The sequence below is a fragment of the Pseudomonas sp. LBUM1669 genome, assembly GCF_059695705.1.
Genome location: NZ_CP166784.1, coordinates 728,430 through 744,049 on the forward strand (window position 1 = coordinate 728,430; position 15,620 = coordinate 744,049).

The following is a 15,620-nucleotide window of genomic DNA, read 5'->3' on the forward strand; positions in this document are numbered from 1 at the left end:
TGATGTCTCCACGCTTGCAGTTTTGCGGCCCGTCCCGCCAACGGGGGGCTATAGGCTTGATGGCGGCGCTGACATTCGCGTTGGCGCTGGTGTTCTTGCTGGTGGTGATCGACAGCGGCCGGCTTTACCTGGAAAAGCGCAACCTGCAGCGCGTCGCCGACATGGCCGCGCTCGAAGCCGCCACGCGCGGCGGTGACTGCGGCGTCGGTACAACGGCGCTCATCTACGCCACTGCCAGCGCCCAACGCAATAATTTCACCGTGCCCGGCGCGGATCGCACACTGGCCGTTGCCTGTGGTGCGCTGACCGTCGGCGCCAACAACCTTCGGGTTTTCGGCGTTGACCCGAGCAAAAGCGAAGCCGTCCGTGTGATCGCCAGCCATGGCGTGCCGCAGAGTCTCGTCGGCGGAATCGGCGCGATGTTCGGGGGCGCCCCCGCGAACTCGACCATCACCCTCAGCGCCACGGCGGTGGCCGGGCTGCCGGGGCCGCCGGTCGCCCAACTGACCATTCGCAGCACCCTGGTCGACGTCAACTTGTTGAACGGCTTCCTTTCCGCGCTCGCGGGGACGTCCATCAACCTGCCGGTCGCGAGTTGGAACGGGCTGCTGGGCGCCGACATCAACTTGCTCAAATACATGGACCAGTTGGCCATTGATCTGCAGGTCACGGCAGGCGATTACACGGGGCTGCTCGGTGCCGAGGCCACCGTGGGCCAGTTACTTCAAGCCGCTGCCACGGTGGCGCGACTCAATGGGGCGACGGCGGACGTGCAGGCCGGTTTCGATAGCTTGGCCAGCACGGTCGTCAGCCCGCTCAAAGTGCATTTGGGGGACCTGTTGAAACTGCAGACAGGCACCACGTCTGCCGGCCTTAATGCCAACGTGAACGCGCTTCAACTGGTGCAGGCCTTTATCGAACTCGGCAACAGCAAGAGCGCCGTGGCAGGCACCATTCCGGTGAATCTGCTGGGTCTGGGCGTCGGGGCCAGCGCAAAGATCAAAGTCATCGAACCCCCGCAGTGGTCGGCGGTGGGCAATCCCGCACTGGCAAAAACGGCACCCTTGGGGGCCAATCGAATCTATGTGCGCACTGCTCAGGTCCGGGTGCTGGTGACATTGGATTTGTCATTGGTCACCAACCTGCTCGGCTTGGTGACGGGGACCTTGAACGTGGTCACCGGATTGCTCGGGCTCGACTTGTACGTGTTGCCCAGCCCCAACCTGGACGTCAGCCTGGAAGCCGGTGGAGGCAACAGCTACGTCACCGATTACACCTGCCCCAGCGATACCAATAAAAGCCTGACCGTGAACACCACCACCAGCGTGGCTGAATTACGCGTTGGACGGGTCAATTCGGACTGGGCTTCGTCGTCTGCGCCCCTGACGGTCACGCCTGTCACCCTGCTCGATATCCGCAAAGCGGGCGTGCCCTTTTCCGGCGGTGGCGCTGAGCTGCAAATTTACAGTCCCGTGTTGCCGACCAATGCCACCTCGACGTTCATCAACCCGCCGAAAGTCGGGTTGGCCCCGTCGGATCCGCCTTACACCTTGACCGCCACCAACGCGGTTTCCGGACTGTCGCAAACTGTCAGTGGATTGAACCTGATCGTCCACACGCCGTCGTTCACGCCCAACTTCCTGTTGACCGTGGCCTTCGAATTATTGAAAACACTGCTCGATGGTGTGATGTCGTTGCTGAAGACGACACTGATCTCAATCCTCAGCCCACTGCTGGATAACCTGCTTAACACGCTCCTGAAAACCCTCGGAATCGAGGTCGGGAAAATCCAGGTCGGTGCCAACCTCAGTTGTCATTCCGGGCGGCCAGCGCTGGTGATCTGATCCTCGGGGACTATCGGCAACTCAATGCAAAACCTCGCACCCTGCGCCGAGTTACGCACACTCAGCCGCCCACCCATGTTCTCGATGATGCCGTAGCTCACCGACAACCCCAGCCCGGTGCCGATGCCCACCGGTTTGGTGGTGAAAAACGGCTCGAAAATCTTCTCCATCAACCGCGGGTCTATCCCGCCACCGTTGTCCTCGACCCATAACCGCACCCATTGCTCGTCCCGTTCGGCGTACACCGCAATCCACGGATTGAACTCACGGTCGGCTTTGCGTTTGCTCAGCAGCGCATCCCGGGCGTTGACCATCAGGTTGATCAGCACTTGCTCCAGCTGGTCGATAAAACCGCACACTCGCACGGCAAAACCGGTCTCGCTGATACGCAGCTCAACCCCTTTGCCGCGCATGCCTTCGGCCAGCAGCGACAGCGTGCCTTCGATCGCGTCGGCAGGGTCGAAAGGTTGCTGCTCGATCTCCGAACGGCGGCCAAACACGCGCATATGATCGACCACCCGTGCGGCGCGCTGGACCTGTGAATCGATGCGGTTGAGTTTGTCTTTCAGGTAATCGATCTGCACGTCGCCATTGTTCAAGCGCTTGAGCACATTGACGATGGCCATGCGCATCACGTTCAGCGGCTGATTGATTTCGTGAGCCAGGCCCGTGGCCATTTCGCCGAGGGTGGCCATTTTTGCGCTCTGAGTGAGTTGCTGCTGCGAGCGGCGGACTTCGGTGTTGTCGCGACCGACCGCTTGCACCTCCAGCAAACGACCCTCGGCGTCGAACACGCCGCGGTCCGACCAGACCCACCAGGCGTGTTCCCGCCCCGGCAGTTGCAGGTTGATTTCCGCAGTACTGACCGGGGCTTGCGGCGTCAGTTGGCTGAGACGTAGCACGAATGCCTGGCGCTGATCGTCTGACATCCAGTTGCCCAGGTTCACGCCGGGCAGTTGTTCGGGCTGACACTCCAGGTACGTCGCCAGCGGACGGTTTCCGAAGCTCAGGGTCAGGTCCGGGCGATACCGGCAGATCATCGCCGGGGAATCCTCCACGAGGATTCGATAGCGCTCTTCACTCTGTTTCACCTGCTCGGTGGCGAGGGTCGCTTCGGTGACGTCCAGCCACAAGCCGACAGCTTCCACCGGCAGGCCGAGGTCGTCGCGCAGCACCTTGGCCTCGTCAAGCAGCCAGTGGTACTCGCCGCGACTGTCGCGCAAGCGGTAACGGGCGCGCACCGTACCTTCACGCAGCAGCCGTCGGGTGCGCTCGAAGTAGTGCTCACGGTCTTCTGGATGCACCCTTTCTATCAAGGCGCCTGCGTTGCAATCGGCGAGTGTCAGACCGAGCAATGGCAGCAGGCTGGCGCTGAAAAACGTCGGCAGGAGCGCGCCTTCAACGTAGCGCTGCACATAAATCACGGCCGGCGAACTGGCGATCAGGTTGTCCAGTCGGGCATGGGCGGTGGCGGCGTTCTGCTCCTGGTTTTTGATGTCGCTGATGTCGAGCATGAAGCCCACTAGCCGGCGGTTTTTACCGATACCGATGGCTTGGCCTTGCAGCCGATACCAGACGGGCGTTTGCGGACGGTTCCAGCGCACGCAGAGCAGCAACGGGGCGCCAGAGTCCTCCAAGGCATGCAGTCGGCTGCGCAGTTCCTCGCGGTCGGCAGGGTGCACTTGATCAAGCCATTCGCCGAGTGTCAGGCGGGGGCTCGCAAGGTTCAGCGTGGCGGCGAGCGAAGGGGCCAGTTGCACCTCGACGCTGTCGCTGAACACTTCCCACCATCCGGTGCCGAGTAGCGCTTGCAGCGACGCCAGGCGCTCCAGTTGCAGATGATGCCGATGCTCGCGCAAGCGTTCCAGCAGGGGGCTGGCGAGGGCGGCGGTGAGCTGTAACCAATCGCCATCGTTTAATTCCGGCGCCCGCTGCTGCGCCGTGTAAACACCGCACAGCAACCAGGACACCACGCCGTGAGCATCGTAATAGGGCACCGCAAGCCCTTCGGCATGCCCGAATATTTCTTGCAGACGCGGGTGCTCGCCACGCGCCAGGTGTTGCGGGGCAGAGCCGTTCAGACTGTCGAGCCCGGTGCCCAGGCGTTGTCCGTTCTGCCACAGCGTCGGTGCATCGAAGGCCGCGTAATGCTGATGGATTTGCCAACCCTGTTCCTGCTCATCGAGCAGCGCCACCGCGATGCACGGAATGTGAAAGCGCTGCGCCAACACTTGAAGCTGCTCCTGCAACACGTCGGGCAGACGCGTGAGGCTGCACAGGCGCAACTGTTCGCTGATCCTTGCCGCGAGTAGCTGATTCTGTTCGCGGCGGCACGATTGCCGACGTTCAACCAACACATCGCTGATGTCCAGCAACTGCAACAGCCAGTTGTCCGCCAACGGCAGGACCCAGCCGCGCAGGTGCAGCGGGTGCCCGCTGACGCTGTGAAAGTCCAGGTCGAGGGTTTGGCCTTGCCAGTCAGCGGGGATACCTTCGATGACCAGGCTGCTGTGGGGCATCAGGTAATCGAGCAGGGGCGGCGCCTGTGTGGAGAGTCGTTGCGGGGCGAGCGTATGGCGCAATGGACCGGTCAGGTGCAGCACCCGGCCTTCGCCATCCAGGTGCACCTGCAAGCCGACACTCGGCACGCTCAGGGTGTCCGGCGCGACCTGAGGCTGTGGCGATTGGCGGTTGAGCAGGCGCCCGAAGAGTTTTTCCCTGGAACTCAAAATTGCAGGCTCGAGCTGGCCGAGAGGGTCGCCGGCAGGTTGGGCACCGCGCCGATGCCCGGCAGCACCAGGAACGGCAGCACCCGGTTGAGCTTGGTGGTGGGGTAATCGATTTTGACCTTGAGCGTGCCACCGACGAAGGTAATGGTCGAATCGGTGGCGACATTGAAATTCAGTGCGGCGGGAATCCACGCCAGTTGCCGGGTCAGTTCGGCTGAGGCCGTGGCTTGGACGTTGGCGGCGTAACCGGGCGTGCCCGGGTCCACCGCCACGCTGCGGCGCACCGCTTCGGCGGTCGACTGGTTGAACGACTGCATCAGCAACAGCGGCAGGCTGTAACTGACAATGGCGTAAAACACGGCGAAAAAAATCACGAACACCAAGGCGAACTCAATCGCTACGGCGCCTTTTTGCTGGCGGGGGAGGCTCGAATTCATGAGTGCGTCTACCCTGACTGTCACTGCGTAATATCAGCATAGAATCATTCAGCCAAAAGGGACTTTTTTTACGCAATGCAAATTTTTGTCCTACTGATCTGGCTGACGCTTTGCGCAGCGCAGGATGCCCGAGAAAAGCACATTGCCAACTCGCTGACCCTGGGCGTGGGAGTGTTGGCGTTGGCGTATTTGCTATGGACCGGCACCACTTGGCTGGGGGCAGAGGGCGCGCAGGGCGGCTGGGCTGTTTTTCTGGCATTGGCCTTCACGTTGCCCGGCTATGCGTTGAGGCGATTGGGCGCCGGCGATGTGAAATTAATGACAGCCTTGGGTTTGGCGACGGACGGTATGCACCTGTTGGGCAGCTTTGTCGGGGCCGCGCTGGCCAGCGTGTGCTGGCTGCTGCTCGCGCCAAAAGTATGGACTCATATGAGTCAACGGGTTAGGGAGCGTCTTCGATATTTAGGCCCTGGGCTGTCAAAAAAGCAGCCATTTGCGCCGTTCGTGCTGATGGGTTTTTCATTGGCCCTGCTTTGGATCCACTAGTCATCTTGTTCCACCCCCCCTATGTACATAGTCGGAAAGTGCGTCTACTTTTCAAATTGGTAGTGGTACAGCCAGTGGCTTTCGTACAGGAACGGTCAGCTGTAGACCGAGCATGGAGTGGCGCGTGAACAAATTCACCTCGGCAGTAAAAGTCCTCGTGGTTGATGATCAGGCGTTGATTGTCGAAGAACTCTGCGAGTTTCTGGAGGCGAGCGGCTATCGCTGCGTTCCATGCGAGTCGAGCAAGCAAGCCATTGCCCGTTACAGCGAGGATCTGCAAATCGGCCTGGTGCTGTGTGATTTGCATATGCCTGACATGGACGGGATTGATCTGGTGAAGGAGTTGCAGCGGTTGTCCGGCAAGCACCGGGCTTTCGAGGCGATCATGCTCACCGGGCGTGCGGACAAGCAGGATGTGATCAAGGCGTTGCGGGCGGGGATTGCCGATTATTACCAGAAGCCGATTGATCTCGATGAGTTGCTCGAAGGGGTTCAGCGCCAAGAGGTGGCGTTGCAGGAGCGGCAGAAGAGTTTGCAGTTGGGGCATTTGAATCAGAAGCTGCAGTACCTGACTGAGTCGATCGATGATTTGTATCAGGATCTTGATAAGGTGCGGCGTGGTCCGCAGGGGTCGGATTCTTCCGGGGCTGATGTCAGTGATGTGGATCGGGTGGAGATCCCGGCGATTTTCAATCAGTTGTCGCCCCGGCAGTTGGATGTGGCGCGGTTGGTGGGGAAGGGGCAGACCAATTATCAGATTGCCTGTGAGTTGGGGATTACCGAGAATACGGTGAAGTTGTATGTGTCGCAGGTGTTGCGGTTGACGCATATGCATAATCGGACGCAGTTGGCGTTGGCGTTGTCGCCCAGTAACTCCGGGATGCGCCAGCGGGTTACGGCTCACTGATTGTGGTGGGTTGCTTTGGCGGCCTTTGGGCCGACCATGTTCTTGGTGGTTGGGTATATATCCGTTTCTGCGGTAACGGCGGCTGGCGGTTTCGCCCTTACGGCGACTCACTTTTTTTCAAACGCCAAAAAAAGTAAGCAAAAAAGGCTCGCCCCAAGCGTCCGGCCCCTCGCTTGGGCTCGGCGTTCCTTCGCTCCGGTATCCATCCGGGGACACTGCCCTCCGGTCTGCTTCGCGACGACCTACATGCAGCGTGTTCGACTGCGTCGAACGGCGCTGCGCGCCACTCCCCGGATGAACACCTCCACTCAGCCTCCCGAAAGGGGCGGGTGGATCAAGATCAAGAGCTGCAGGCGAGCTAACGCTCGGCCTGATGAGTGGTGAGAAGCGAAGCGTGTACACCGAACCCTTGTAGGAGCGAGGCTTGCCCGCGAAGGCGGCCTGACAGCCGACCAATGACTTGCAGGTGTACACCCAACCCTGTGGGAGCTGGCCTGCCAGCGATGGCGGAGTGTCAGACGACGTGAATGCCGGATGTCGGACCGCAATCGCGAGCAGGCTCGCTCCCACAGGGGGAATGCATGTGGATTTGAGGGCTGTGTTTAATAGTGTTTAGCGTTACTTCCTGAAAGCTACAGTTTCTTGCTCCTTTGCCTACGACTACGCCAGAATCCGCCGGCTTGTGCGCTTTGACCCTGGTCTTTATCGTTTCCCCATCGCTGCCAATCAGCGATCGGACTTCGCGGTCCATTCAACTGAGGCATAATCACTCGCCCGAATTTTCAGCACGTTTCGTGTCTGTCATTCGTGTCATGGCGTCTGTGCGCGGGATACCTTCGGGTATGCCGAGTTGCCTCAGAATCGGTCCGCGAACCTGCGTACAGTCGCCACCCCAATTTGCATCGCGGCAATTTGGAAGTGGCTCCAGTGAATATCTGAGGTGTCACCATGTTCAAAGCCACACCCAATCCCCCGGAAGCCAACGACGTTTCCCCCTACGATCCCCTCGATCCCAAAAAACTCCACGAAGCCGCCGATCGCGCGTTGGATCACTACCTCAATCCGTCTGCCTTGAAAGTCCCTGCCATCCGGAGACCCAGCACAATGTTCATCGTCGCCCCCGATATCGATAACGAAAGCCTGTTGGCCCACGCTTGCGAATCCCTGGCGTCGGCGAGTGTGCTGGCCAGTGATTTTGCGGGGCATCTGGAAGGGGCGCAGCGGCATACGGCGTTGGCGATCCAGCAGGTCATCATGCTGGCTGAGCTGGCGGTCAATCGAGCGTTGGATAATGTGGATCTATCGCAAGCGGTGTAGTACCGGTTAGGCCGCGTTATCGTTCTTCGCGGGCGCGTCGGATCGCTGCACCGCTCGCGAAGGCGATGAATCAGATGCAAGAAAGCCTGACGCTACCCGCCCGAGCCACCGTTCACGGTCCCGCCTTCCTCCTGATCAAAGAACCTTGGAATCTCATGCTGATAGCTCTTCAGCCAGCGCTGCATGCTCAGCTCACGTTCGGTTGCGGTTGAGGTCTGTGGGGTGTGTGATGCGGCCTGGTTGCTGATCTGCAATTTCAACCAGCCTTCGGTTTCCTGTTGTTGTGGCGAGGCGGGGCCGTCGAGGGCGTTGGCGGTGAGTGGCAAGGCCAGCAGGGCAAGGTAGAGGAGGGGCGGTTTCATCTGAGTCTTCTCCTATTGAAGGTCCGGCGTTGCGACGGTGGCGACCTGGTTTGCGCGTGTCGGGGTCACCTTGGCCGGGGCCTTGAGTTTTTGTGCGCGCTCCTGGGCTTCGGTGACTTGGGCGGGGCTCAGGCCGACGCGGCTGACGAGTTCGGCGGCGCGGCTCCAGTCGTCCTGGTAGATCAGCAGCGTCACCATGTTCAACGCCGCCAGTTGATCGCTTTGCTTGAGCTCCATGGCCGTCAGGAATTCGAAGCGCGCATCGTCGACGCGCCGTTGATTGAGGTAGACCACGCCGAGGTCGTTGCGGATTTTTTCGTCGGTTGGCGCCAGTCGGGCGGCGCGTTGCAGGTGGGCCTGGGCCTGGCCGTTGTCGCCCCTGGCGGCCGCGAGTTGGCCGAGGCCGTGTTCGGCTGCGGGGGCGAGGCAGGTGCCGAGCAGGCTGCGGTAAAGCGGCTCGGCTTCGCTGCGGCCCAGCAGGCGGTAGACCTTGGCCCGACGCAAGCGCACGTCGGCGACGTTGTCGGGCAGGCTTTGCAGGTTGGCGAGGCTGGCGTGCAGTTTGCCGTCGTTGGCCATGTCATCGGCAAGGTTCAATTTCAGCTGTTCATCGGAACCCAACTTGCTGCAACTGGCGCCTTGGGTCAGAGCGTTCCAAGGCGTCTGGCCGTCGGTGGCGCAACCGCTCAACAGGAGCAAACTCAAACCGGCAATCATTGCTTTCATCACGATCCCTCTATGAACCAATGGCCCGGGCCAGGGCGGTGAAGCCCGGGCCGGCCAGGACGATCAATAACGCCGGGAAGAGAAACAGCATCATCACGACGGACATTTTGGCGGACATCTTGGAGATGTATTCCTGCAAGCGCGTGAGGCGCCGGTCATCGAACAGTTGCTTGAGCGCCAGCAGCGATTTCATCGCACCGCCACCCTGCTGGATCAGCTGTTGAAGGATCACGCAGGTGTCCGTAAATTCGTCGACCGCCAGCAAGCGGCTGGCCTTGCTCAGCTCTTCGCCCAGCTCCAGGCCGGAATCGACACGGGCCAGAACCAGGCGCAGTTCGTGGGTCAGCGCGGGCATCAGTTGCTTGCCTTCCTGGCTCAGCACGCGCAGCGATTGCTCTACGGCCATGCCCGATTCAAACAGGATGCGCAGCAGCGGAATGAAGGTCGATATCTCCAGGGCCAACTGTTTTTGCCGGCGTTGAGACGCGGCGGCGAGTAGGCGTTTGGGCAGCAGGTAACCGATGGCCGTGGCGAAGAGCGGGGCGATCCACTGGTTTTGCACGCTAGGGTAAAACACGCCCTGAATCAGCAACGCCAGGGCCAGCGCCAGCACAGGCACTCCCACCTGGAACGCGGCGAACTGTGAGCGGCGGCGGGCGCTGCGCCAGCCCAGGCGGTTGAGCAGGGTTTGAGTTTCGTTGTCCAGATTGACCGAACGCTGACCGATGCGGCTGTTGCCCAGCGCTTGCAGCCAGTGGCCCATGCGGTTGTTTTCGGCCACTTTGCCGTCCAGTCGTTGCGCCACCTGACGCGCACGCCGACGCTGTTCCAGCAAACTGCCGAGCAGCAACAACGTAGCTGCCGTAAACAACAGCGCACTGATCAGCAGCGGTATTTTCATACGCTGCGCAACATGCGCCAGAGCGCCAGGCTGCCCACCGCCTGCAAGCCAAACGCGCTCGCGAGCATCATTTGCCCTGAGCTGTCGTGCCACATCGCAAGCAGGTAAGCGGGGTTGGCGGCCAGGAAATAAGTGGCCAGGCCCAGCGGCAAACTGCCTAGCACCCAGGCCGTCACGCGGGTTTCTCCGGTCATGGCGCTGAGCTGGCGGGCGGCCTGTTCGCGTTCACGGATCATTTTGATCAGGTTCTCCAACAGTTCGCTGGCATTGCCGCCGTAGCGGTGATTGACCTTCAGGCCGAGGGCAAGCAGGCGCAGTTCATCCCTCTCATACAGCTCGGCGAAGTCCGTCGCGGCGTCCGGCAGGCTGACACCCAACTGCACGTTGCGTTGTATCCGGCCCATGGCCTCTTTGAGCGGATTGTCGGCGGCATGAATAGCACCCAGCACCGCGTCGGCCAGGGTGCGACCGGACTTCAGGCTACGCACGGTGTGATCGAGCAACGTCGGCAGTTGTTCGATCATGCGCGTGAGCCGGCGCTGATAGCGCCAGCTTATGAACAGCCGAAGCACCAGTGGCGGTACCAGCAAGCACACCACGAGCCCGATCCAGCCACCGGCGGCGAAGCCGATCAACATACCGAACGCCCACAACAGCATCCAGCGCCCCAGCCGTTCGTTCGGGCGCCCGAGGCCCGCGCGCAGGAAAGCCCGTTCCAGGCCCACCCAGGAGGTTTTTTCCACCACTAATTGCGGCTGCCCCTGGGCCAGGCGATTGAGCACGCGCTCGGTGCCGGTCTGGCGCAAACCTTTGAGCAGCAGGTGCATCGACAAGCCGAGCATGATCAGACAAACGAGGATGAGCAACGCCGGTTTGAGCATGCCGTGACCCTCAGTGCGGTGATGACGGGAGCGCTGACTCGCGGCGCAGTTTATCGCCGGCCGGGTTGACGGCCTCGCGCAGAAACCCGAATCCGCTTCGCCGGTCTAGCCGGAACAGCGTATTGGTGACATAGACGTCGTCACGCACGCCAACCACCTCCACCACTTCGCTGACGCAACGTCGACCATCGGGCATGCGCGTCAACTGGATGACCACGTCCAGCGCTGCGCAGATCATTTGCCGCAGGGTTTTTTCAGCAATGGCGCGACCGGTCAGGCCGACCAGGGTTTCCAGGCGCAGCAGCGCATCCTGGGCGTTGTTGGCGTGCACGGTGCTCATCGAACCGTCGTGGCCCGTGTTCATGGCGGTGAGCACGTCGAGCACTTCGACACCGCGAATTTCGCCGAGGATGATGCGGTCCGGGCGCATCCGCAGGGCGTTGCGGATCAAGTCGCTGGACTTCACTTCACCGTGGCCCTCGGCATTGGGCGGACGGGTTTCGAGGCGCACGACATGCGGATGGCCGAGTTGCAATTCGGCGACGTCTTCGATGGTGACCAGCCGCTCGTGCGGGTTGATCAACTGGCTGAGAATATTCAACAGCGTGGTTTTGCCGGTGCCGGTGCCGCCGCTGATCAAGACATTGCAGCGCTTGCCCACGGCTTCCTGAAGGAACTCGAAGATCGGCTGATCGATGGTTTGCATCGCCATCAGGTCGGTGCTCTTGAGCATGTCCTTGCGAAATTTTCGGATCGACAGGCAGGGGCCGTCGAGGGCGATCGGCGGAATGATTGCGTTGACCCGGCTGCCATCCGGCAGGCGTGCATCGACCATCGGCGATGATTCGTCGAGCCGCCGACCCAGCGGCGCGAGAATCCTTTGCATGACGCGTTCGACGTGGTGCGCATCAATGAAACGCAAGTCACTTTGATGCAGCACACCGTCGCGCTCGATGAACACCCGGTGCGGGCCGTTGACCAGGATTTCGGTCACTGCCGGGTCGCGCAGCAGCACTTCAAGAGGACCGAAACCGGTGAGTTCGTCGACCAGTTCTTCGGCCAGTCGCTCCATTTCATAACGGGAAATCGCCAGGTGCAGTCGCGCGATGTACTCGGCCACTTTGTCGGTGACGAATTGCGACAGCACCTGCCGCGAGCCCTCCAGCAGGTTTTTTCCGGACTCTTCGATGGCGTCGATGATGAAACGGTGCAACACCAGTTTGAGGCCTTCGTAGTCGGTGTTGCCGCTCGAAGTGCGTTGCGGTGCTCCGAACAGTTTTTCACCGCTCATGGCGTACCTCGCAACCGGTTGAGCCAACCGGTCCTGGGTTTGGACAGGGCTTCGGAGCGTTTGGCCAGGCGTTCGCCGAGGGCTCGCAGGCCTTGGCTCAGGCTTTCACGAGGGGCCAGTTCGAACAGGCTGACGCCCTGGTTCTTGGCGTTGAGCCGCACTTCCGGGCTGTAGGCGAGGGTGGCGATTATCTCCATGCCGAAACTTTTACCCAGGGTTTCCGAGTCCGGCGCGACGTGGCGCAAATAGCGGTCGATCAGCAATTTGGCGTGATCAAGCTTCATGCCTTTTTCGCGCCACAGATTCAGCACCGCGAGGTTGCGGCGACAGTCCAGCACGTTCTGATCGGTGTACCAGAGCAGCTTGTCGCAATGGCTGACAAACGTGCGCAGTGCCTCGCTGTCCGGCTGGCCGGTGAGGTTCACCACAATGTGCTGGAAGTGTTGGCGCAGGGCGCTCAGCAGCATGTACAACTCGGCGGCGCTGGTGTGTTCCAGCGGTTCGTCGTGATTGGCGTAAGCCAGAATCCGCAGTCCGTCACCGTCGCTGGTGAACGCACTGTCGATCAGTGTCGCGTCCAGCCGCCGCAAATGGCGCAGGGCATCGCCGAAGTGAAACGAGCTCTCCAGGCCGAGCAAGGCAAGGCTGTCGCCGCGTGGCAGGCCGAGGTCCAGCAGCAAGGTTTGCTGTCCGCTCTTTTGCACCACGTGCGCCATATGGTTGGCGAGCAGCGCGCCGTCGGCACTGCTTTGCACGCCATACAGCACGGTCAGGCCACCCAGATGGGTGTTCGGAGCCACCGGTGGCAGGCGTTTACTGAGACGTCGCACCAGCCCCGCGACTTCGCTGGAGCGCGAGCCATACGCGACGAAATCCCGGGCGCCGGCCCGCATCGCGTTGAGCACGAGCTGGTTGTCCATGCCGTCGCCCAGCGCGACGATGGCCAGCATCGGTTTGGCTTCCAGTGCGCCCTCGATCAAGGCGCTCTGCGCCACCACGTGTTCGCGATCCAGCCCCACGAACACCAGGCTGGCGAAGGTCACGTCGACCAGCGCCAGCAGTTCGTCGAGGCTACCGCCACCGGCGCTGACCACCTGGCCCAGCGGAGCGAGGGCGCCTTGCAGCCACTCAAGGTCGGTGTGGTTGCGCGTGATCGCGAGGAAGGTCTGGCTCAGGTTCTGGCTCATTGCGACAACCCGCTGCGTTTATCGAAGTTGCCGTTTTCGAGGAAGTACATGCGATAGAAACCGGGGTCGTAGTTGCGCAGTTGTTCACCAGGCAGCGACGGCAATTTCGCGTTGGCCGCCAGCGGCTGCACCAGGTGCGGCGTGACGATCATCAGCAGTTCACGCTCCTCGCGTTTGATCGATGAACTGCGGAAAAACGCACCGAGTATCGGGATGTCACCCAGCCCGGGAAATTTGTCGACCTGCGAGGCGTTTTGCGTGCTGATCAAACCGCTGATGACGAAACTTTCGCCATCGGCCAGAGAGATGCTGGTGTCAGTACGGCGGATGGTGAGCGCCGGGACCGTGGTGCCGCCGATGGTGACGCCGTTGTTGTAATCCAGCTCGCTGACTTCGGGTGCCACTTTCAGGGCGATGCGTTGGTTGCTGACGACGGTCGGCGTGAGTGTCAGGCGAATACCGAATTCTTTGTATTCGATCGAGTAGCTGTTGCTGTTGGCGCTGGGCACCGGAATCGGGATTTCACCGCCCGCCAGAAAGCTCGCACTCTGCCCGCTGATCGCCACCAGGCTCGGCCGTGCCAGGGTGTAGGCAAAGCCGCTGCCTTCCATGGCGTTGATGATGGCGAGGAAGTTACCGCCGCCGGCGACGATGTTGTACATGTCGTTGGCCAGCGGAATACTCGGCACGGCAATGCGTGGATCGATGTTGCGCAACGGCAGCACGCGCGGCGTCACCGACGTGTTGGGCACGGTGCCGGGTGAGCCGAACAGGAAGTTCGAGTTTTTGCCGTAGATCGAACTGCTGGCCTCTTTCAGTTTGGTCCGGCTGACCTCGACGAAACGAATATCGGTCTGCACTTGCGCCGCCAGCATCGGGTCTTCGGAGGGCATCGACGCCGTGCCGGTCATGGCCGCCGTGGCCCGGCCCTGAACGAACACCATGCTTTGGCGCGGTGCGCTGGCGCAGGCGGTCCAGACCATCAGGCTGGTGGCGCCCGGCGCCATGCCGGTGAGCAGGAAGGCCTGATTGCCGTTGACGCGCACGTCGGCGATTTTCGGATCGCCCACGGCCAGTCGCGTGATCGCTACCGGCGATTGCAGTTCCTGCTGCAACCCTTCGCCGACTTCCAGCACCGCCGGCAGGGGCCCCAATGCAGAGCAATTGCCCACGGCGGCGAATGCCATGCCGAGCGGTTGAGCACCCAGCAAGGAGACCCAGAGCAGGCCTTGGAACATGGACATGGAACATCTGCGCATTTAAAGGCGTCCTTGCTCGACTCAGGGGGTTTGTTGGGTGACTTGGTTGCCGCGAATGACTTCCACTCCTGATTTGCGCGGTGCCGTGCTGCCGAGGGTGAGTGCTTTGGGTGTGCCAACGAGGGCCAGCTGGCTGAACTGCACCAGGTCGCGATCAGCACGGGCAAGGTTGGCGTTTAAATCGTTTTCACCGGCCCAGTAATGCGCCAGGCGTTTCTCTTCGGCACTGCGCACGGCCAGGCGCAGCACCCCGGCCTGGGTCGCCAGCATCAGCCGGCTCAGCAGCGACTCGGGCACGGCGAGCACCACCGAACGGGCGTTGGCGCGCAGTGGGTCCTGCTTGAGTTGTTCTTCGCTGCTGCGCACCGGTTTGGCCGGGCGCCCATCGTTGGTCAGTCCCAGCTGTTCGCCGACGCCGAGCACCCGCAACGCCGGGATGACGACCTGAGCCGACTGCTGAACATTGTTGGCGTCTGCACGCAGAAACAGCATCACGTCGACATAATCGCCAGGGCTCAGTTGCCCGCCGGCATTGATCACTTCGTCTACTGCGACGGCGAGCGCACGTTCATCGGGCCGGATCATTCGCGCCAATGCACTGCCGGCTTCGAAGCTTTCAGCGTTGAGCCAGGCGCCTGCGGTCAGTGCGCGCCACGGCGTGCGACCAATGGCCTGATCGAGTCTTGTCAGACTGCCGGCAGGGGCGGTGCGCAGTTTTTCCAGGGTCACGTCGGCGGCGGTGATTTGAACGAAGGGTGCCACGTCGCGCAGCAGCACGACAACGGGTTGGCGGGTGGGATCGTCTACCGGCGCAGGTGCCAGAACAGGTGCGGTGGCGACAGTGTTCGGCGGTGTGACGGGGTCGGGGGCTGGTTGTCGACTCAGTGTCAGCCCCCAATAACCGGCAATGATGGCACCCACCAGAAACAACCCGGCCAGACCCATGGTGACGCGGCTGTTCATGACGGCTCTCCCTTTCCTGCTGCTTGATGACTCGACTCGTAAGGTCCAACGAGATAACTTCGCAATCAGGCAGCTTTGACCTTCTAACTATTTCGCTATTTGACGTTAGCGCAGGTAGAACAAAATGCCATTACTGCTTGGCAAATATCTAACGAAAGTAAGTAGGTATCGTGCCAAACCCCGTTTTTTGGCGTCAATTGGCCGGTTAATACTTAGGTATTAATACGTTCTTACAGTTGTTGGTAAGGGAAATGCCGACAATGCTGATGC

At 61.2% G+C, this 15,620-nt stretch carries 14 protein-coding genes; 4 read left to right on the forward strand and 10 right to left on the reverse strand.

Going from position 1 to position 15,620, the window contains the following annotated elements:
• Positions 1–2 precede the first annotated feature (2 nt).
• Entirely contained in the window at positions 3–1,844 is a 1,842-nt protein-coding gene (locus ACA051_RS03235) for a pilus assembly protein TadG-related protein (protein ID WP_497307598.1), read from the forward strand.
• Here the strand turns inward: ACA051_RS03235 and ACA051_RS03240 are convergent.
• Both ACA051_RS03240 and ACA051_RS03245 read right to left on the reverse strand, forming a co-directional pair.
• Positions 1,814–4,573: a PAS domain-containing sensor histidine kinase gene (locus tag ACA051_RS03240; protein ID WP_497373477.1), complete on the reverse strand. Its 2,760-nt coding sequence runs from the start codon at positions 4,571–4,573 to the stop codon at positions 1,814–1,816. The genes ACA051_RS03235 and ACA051_RS03240 overlap by 31 nt on opposite strands.
• The gene (locus ACA051_RS03245) at positions 4,570–5,010 is read right to left on the reverse strand and encodes a TadE/TadG family type IV pilus assembly protein (protein WP_497307601.1); all 441 of its coding nucleotides are present in this window, start codon (positions 5,008–5,010) and stop codon (positions 4,570–4,572) included. Before ACA051_RS03245 ends, ACA051_RS03240 begins: the two co-directional genes overlap by 4 nt.
• A 75-nt stretch (positions 5,011–5,085) precedes the next feature.
• Between ACA051_RS03245 and ACA051_RS03250 the strand changes: the two genes are divergently transcribed.
• From ACA051_RS03250 to ACA051_RS03260, 3 genes are all read left to right on the forward strand, one after another.
• On the forward strand, positions 5,086–5,556 hold the full coding sequence (locus ACA051_RS03250) for a prepilin peptidase (protein ID WP_497373479.1): 471 nt from the start codon (positions 5,086–5,088) through the stop codon (positions 5,554–5,556).
• A 124-nt stretch (positions 5,557–5,680) separates the two neighbouring features.
• Positions 5,681–6,463 (forward strand): response regulator transcription factor, encoded by a 783-nt coding sequence (locus ACA051_RS03255; RefSeq protein WP_497307605.1) that lies wholly within the window; start codon positions 5,681–5,683, stop codon positions 6,461–6,463.
• Positions 6,464–7,411: 948 nt separating this feature from the next.
• A complete protein-coding gene (locus tag ACA051_RS03260; RefSeq protein WP_497307609.1) occupies positions 7,412–7,780 on the forward strand; it encodes a DUF6124 family protein in 369 nt (122 codons plus the stop codon).
• 92 nt (positions 7,781–7,872) lie between these two features.
• Here ACA051_RS03260 and ACA051_RS03265 read toward each other — a convergent pair whose 3' ends face one another.
• From ACA051_RS03265 to cpaB, 8 genes are read right to left on the reverse strand one after another with little or no spacing between them, the layout of a single operon-like run.
• A complete protein-coding gene (locus tag ACA051_RS03265) occupies positions 7,873–8,142 on the reverse strand; it encodes a DUF3613 domain-containing protein (protein WP_497307611.1) in 270 nt (89 codons plus the stop codon).
• Positions 8,143–8,154: 12 nt separating this feature from the next.
• Positions 8,155–8,868: a tetratricopeptide repeat protein gene (locus ACA051_RS03270; protein WP_497373481.1), complete on the reverse strand. Its 714-nt coding sequence runs from the start codon at positions 8,866–8,868 to the stop codon at positions 8,155–8,157.
• A 10-nt stretch (positions 8,869–8,878) separates the two neighbouring features.
• Positions 8,879–9,769, reverse strand: coding sequence for a type II secretion system F family protein (locus ACA051_RS03275; protein WP_497307615.1), 891 nt, complete (start codon positions 9,767–9,769; stop codon positions 8,879–8,881).
• Positions 9,766–10,650 (reverse strand): type II secretion system F family protein, encoded by an 885-nt coding sequence (locus ACA051_RS03280; protein WP_497373483.1) that lies wholly within the window; start codon positions 10,648–10,650, stop codon positions 9,766–9,768. Before ACA051_RS03280 ends, ACA051_RS03275 begins: the two co-directional genes overlap by 4 nt.
• Positions 10,651–10,660: 10 nt before the next feature.
• Positions 10,661–11,941, reverse strand: coding sequence for a TadA family conjugal transfer-associated ATPase (locus ACA051_RS03285; protein ID WP_497307618.1), 1,281 nt, complete (start codon positions 11,939–11,941; stop codon positions 10,661–10,663).
• A complete protein-coding gene (locus ACA051_RS03290; protein WP_497307620.1) occupies positions 11,938–13,128 on the reverse strand; it encodes a CpaE/TadZ family protein in 1,191 nt (396 codons plus the stop codon). Before ACA051_RS03290 ends, ACA051_RS03285 begins: the two co-directional genes overlap by 4 nt.
• Entirely contained in the window at positions 13,125–14,387 is a 1,263-nt protein-coding gene (locus ACA051_RS03295; protein ID WP_497307622.1) for a type II and III secretion system protein family protein, read from the reverse strand. The genes ACA051_RS03290 and ACA051_RS03295 overlap by 4 nt, the downstream gene beginning before the upstream one ends.
• A 21-nt stretch (positions 14,388–14,408) precedes the next feature.
• The gene (gene cpaB / locus ACA051_RS03300; RefSeq protein WP_497373485.1) at positions 14,409–15,350 is read right to left on the reverse strand and encodes a Flp pilus assembly protein CpaB; all 942 of its coding nucleotides are present in this window, start codon (positions 15,348–15,350) and stop codon (positions 14,409–14,411) included.
• Between the last annotated feature and the right edge of the window lie 270 nt (positions 15,351–15,620).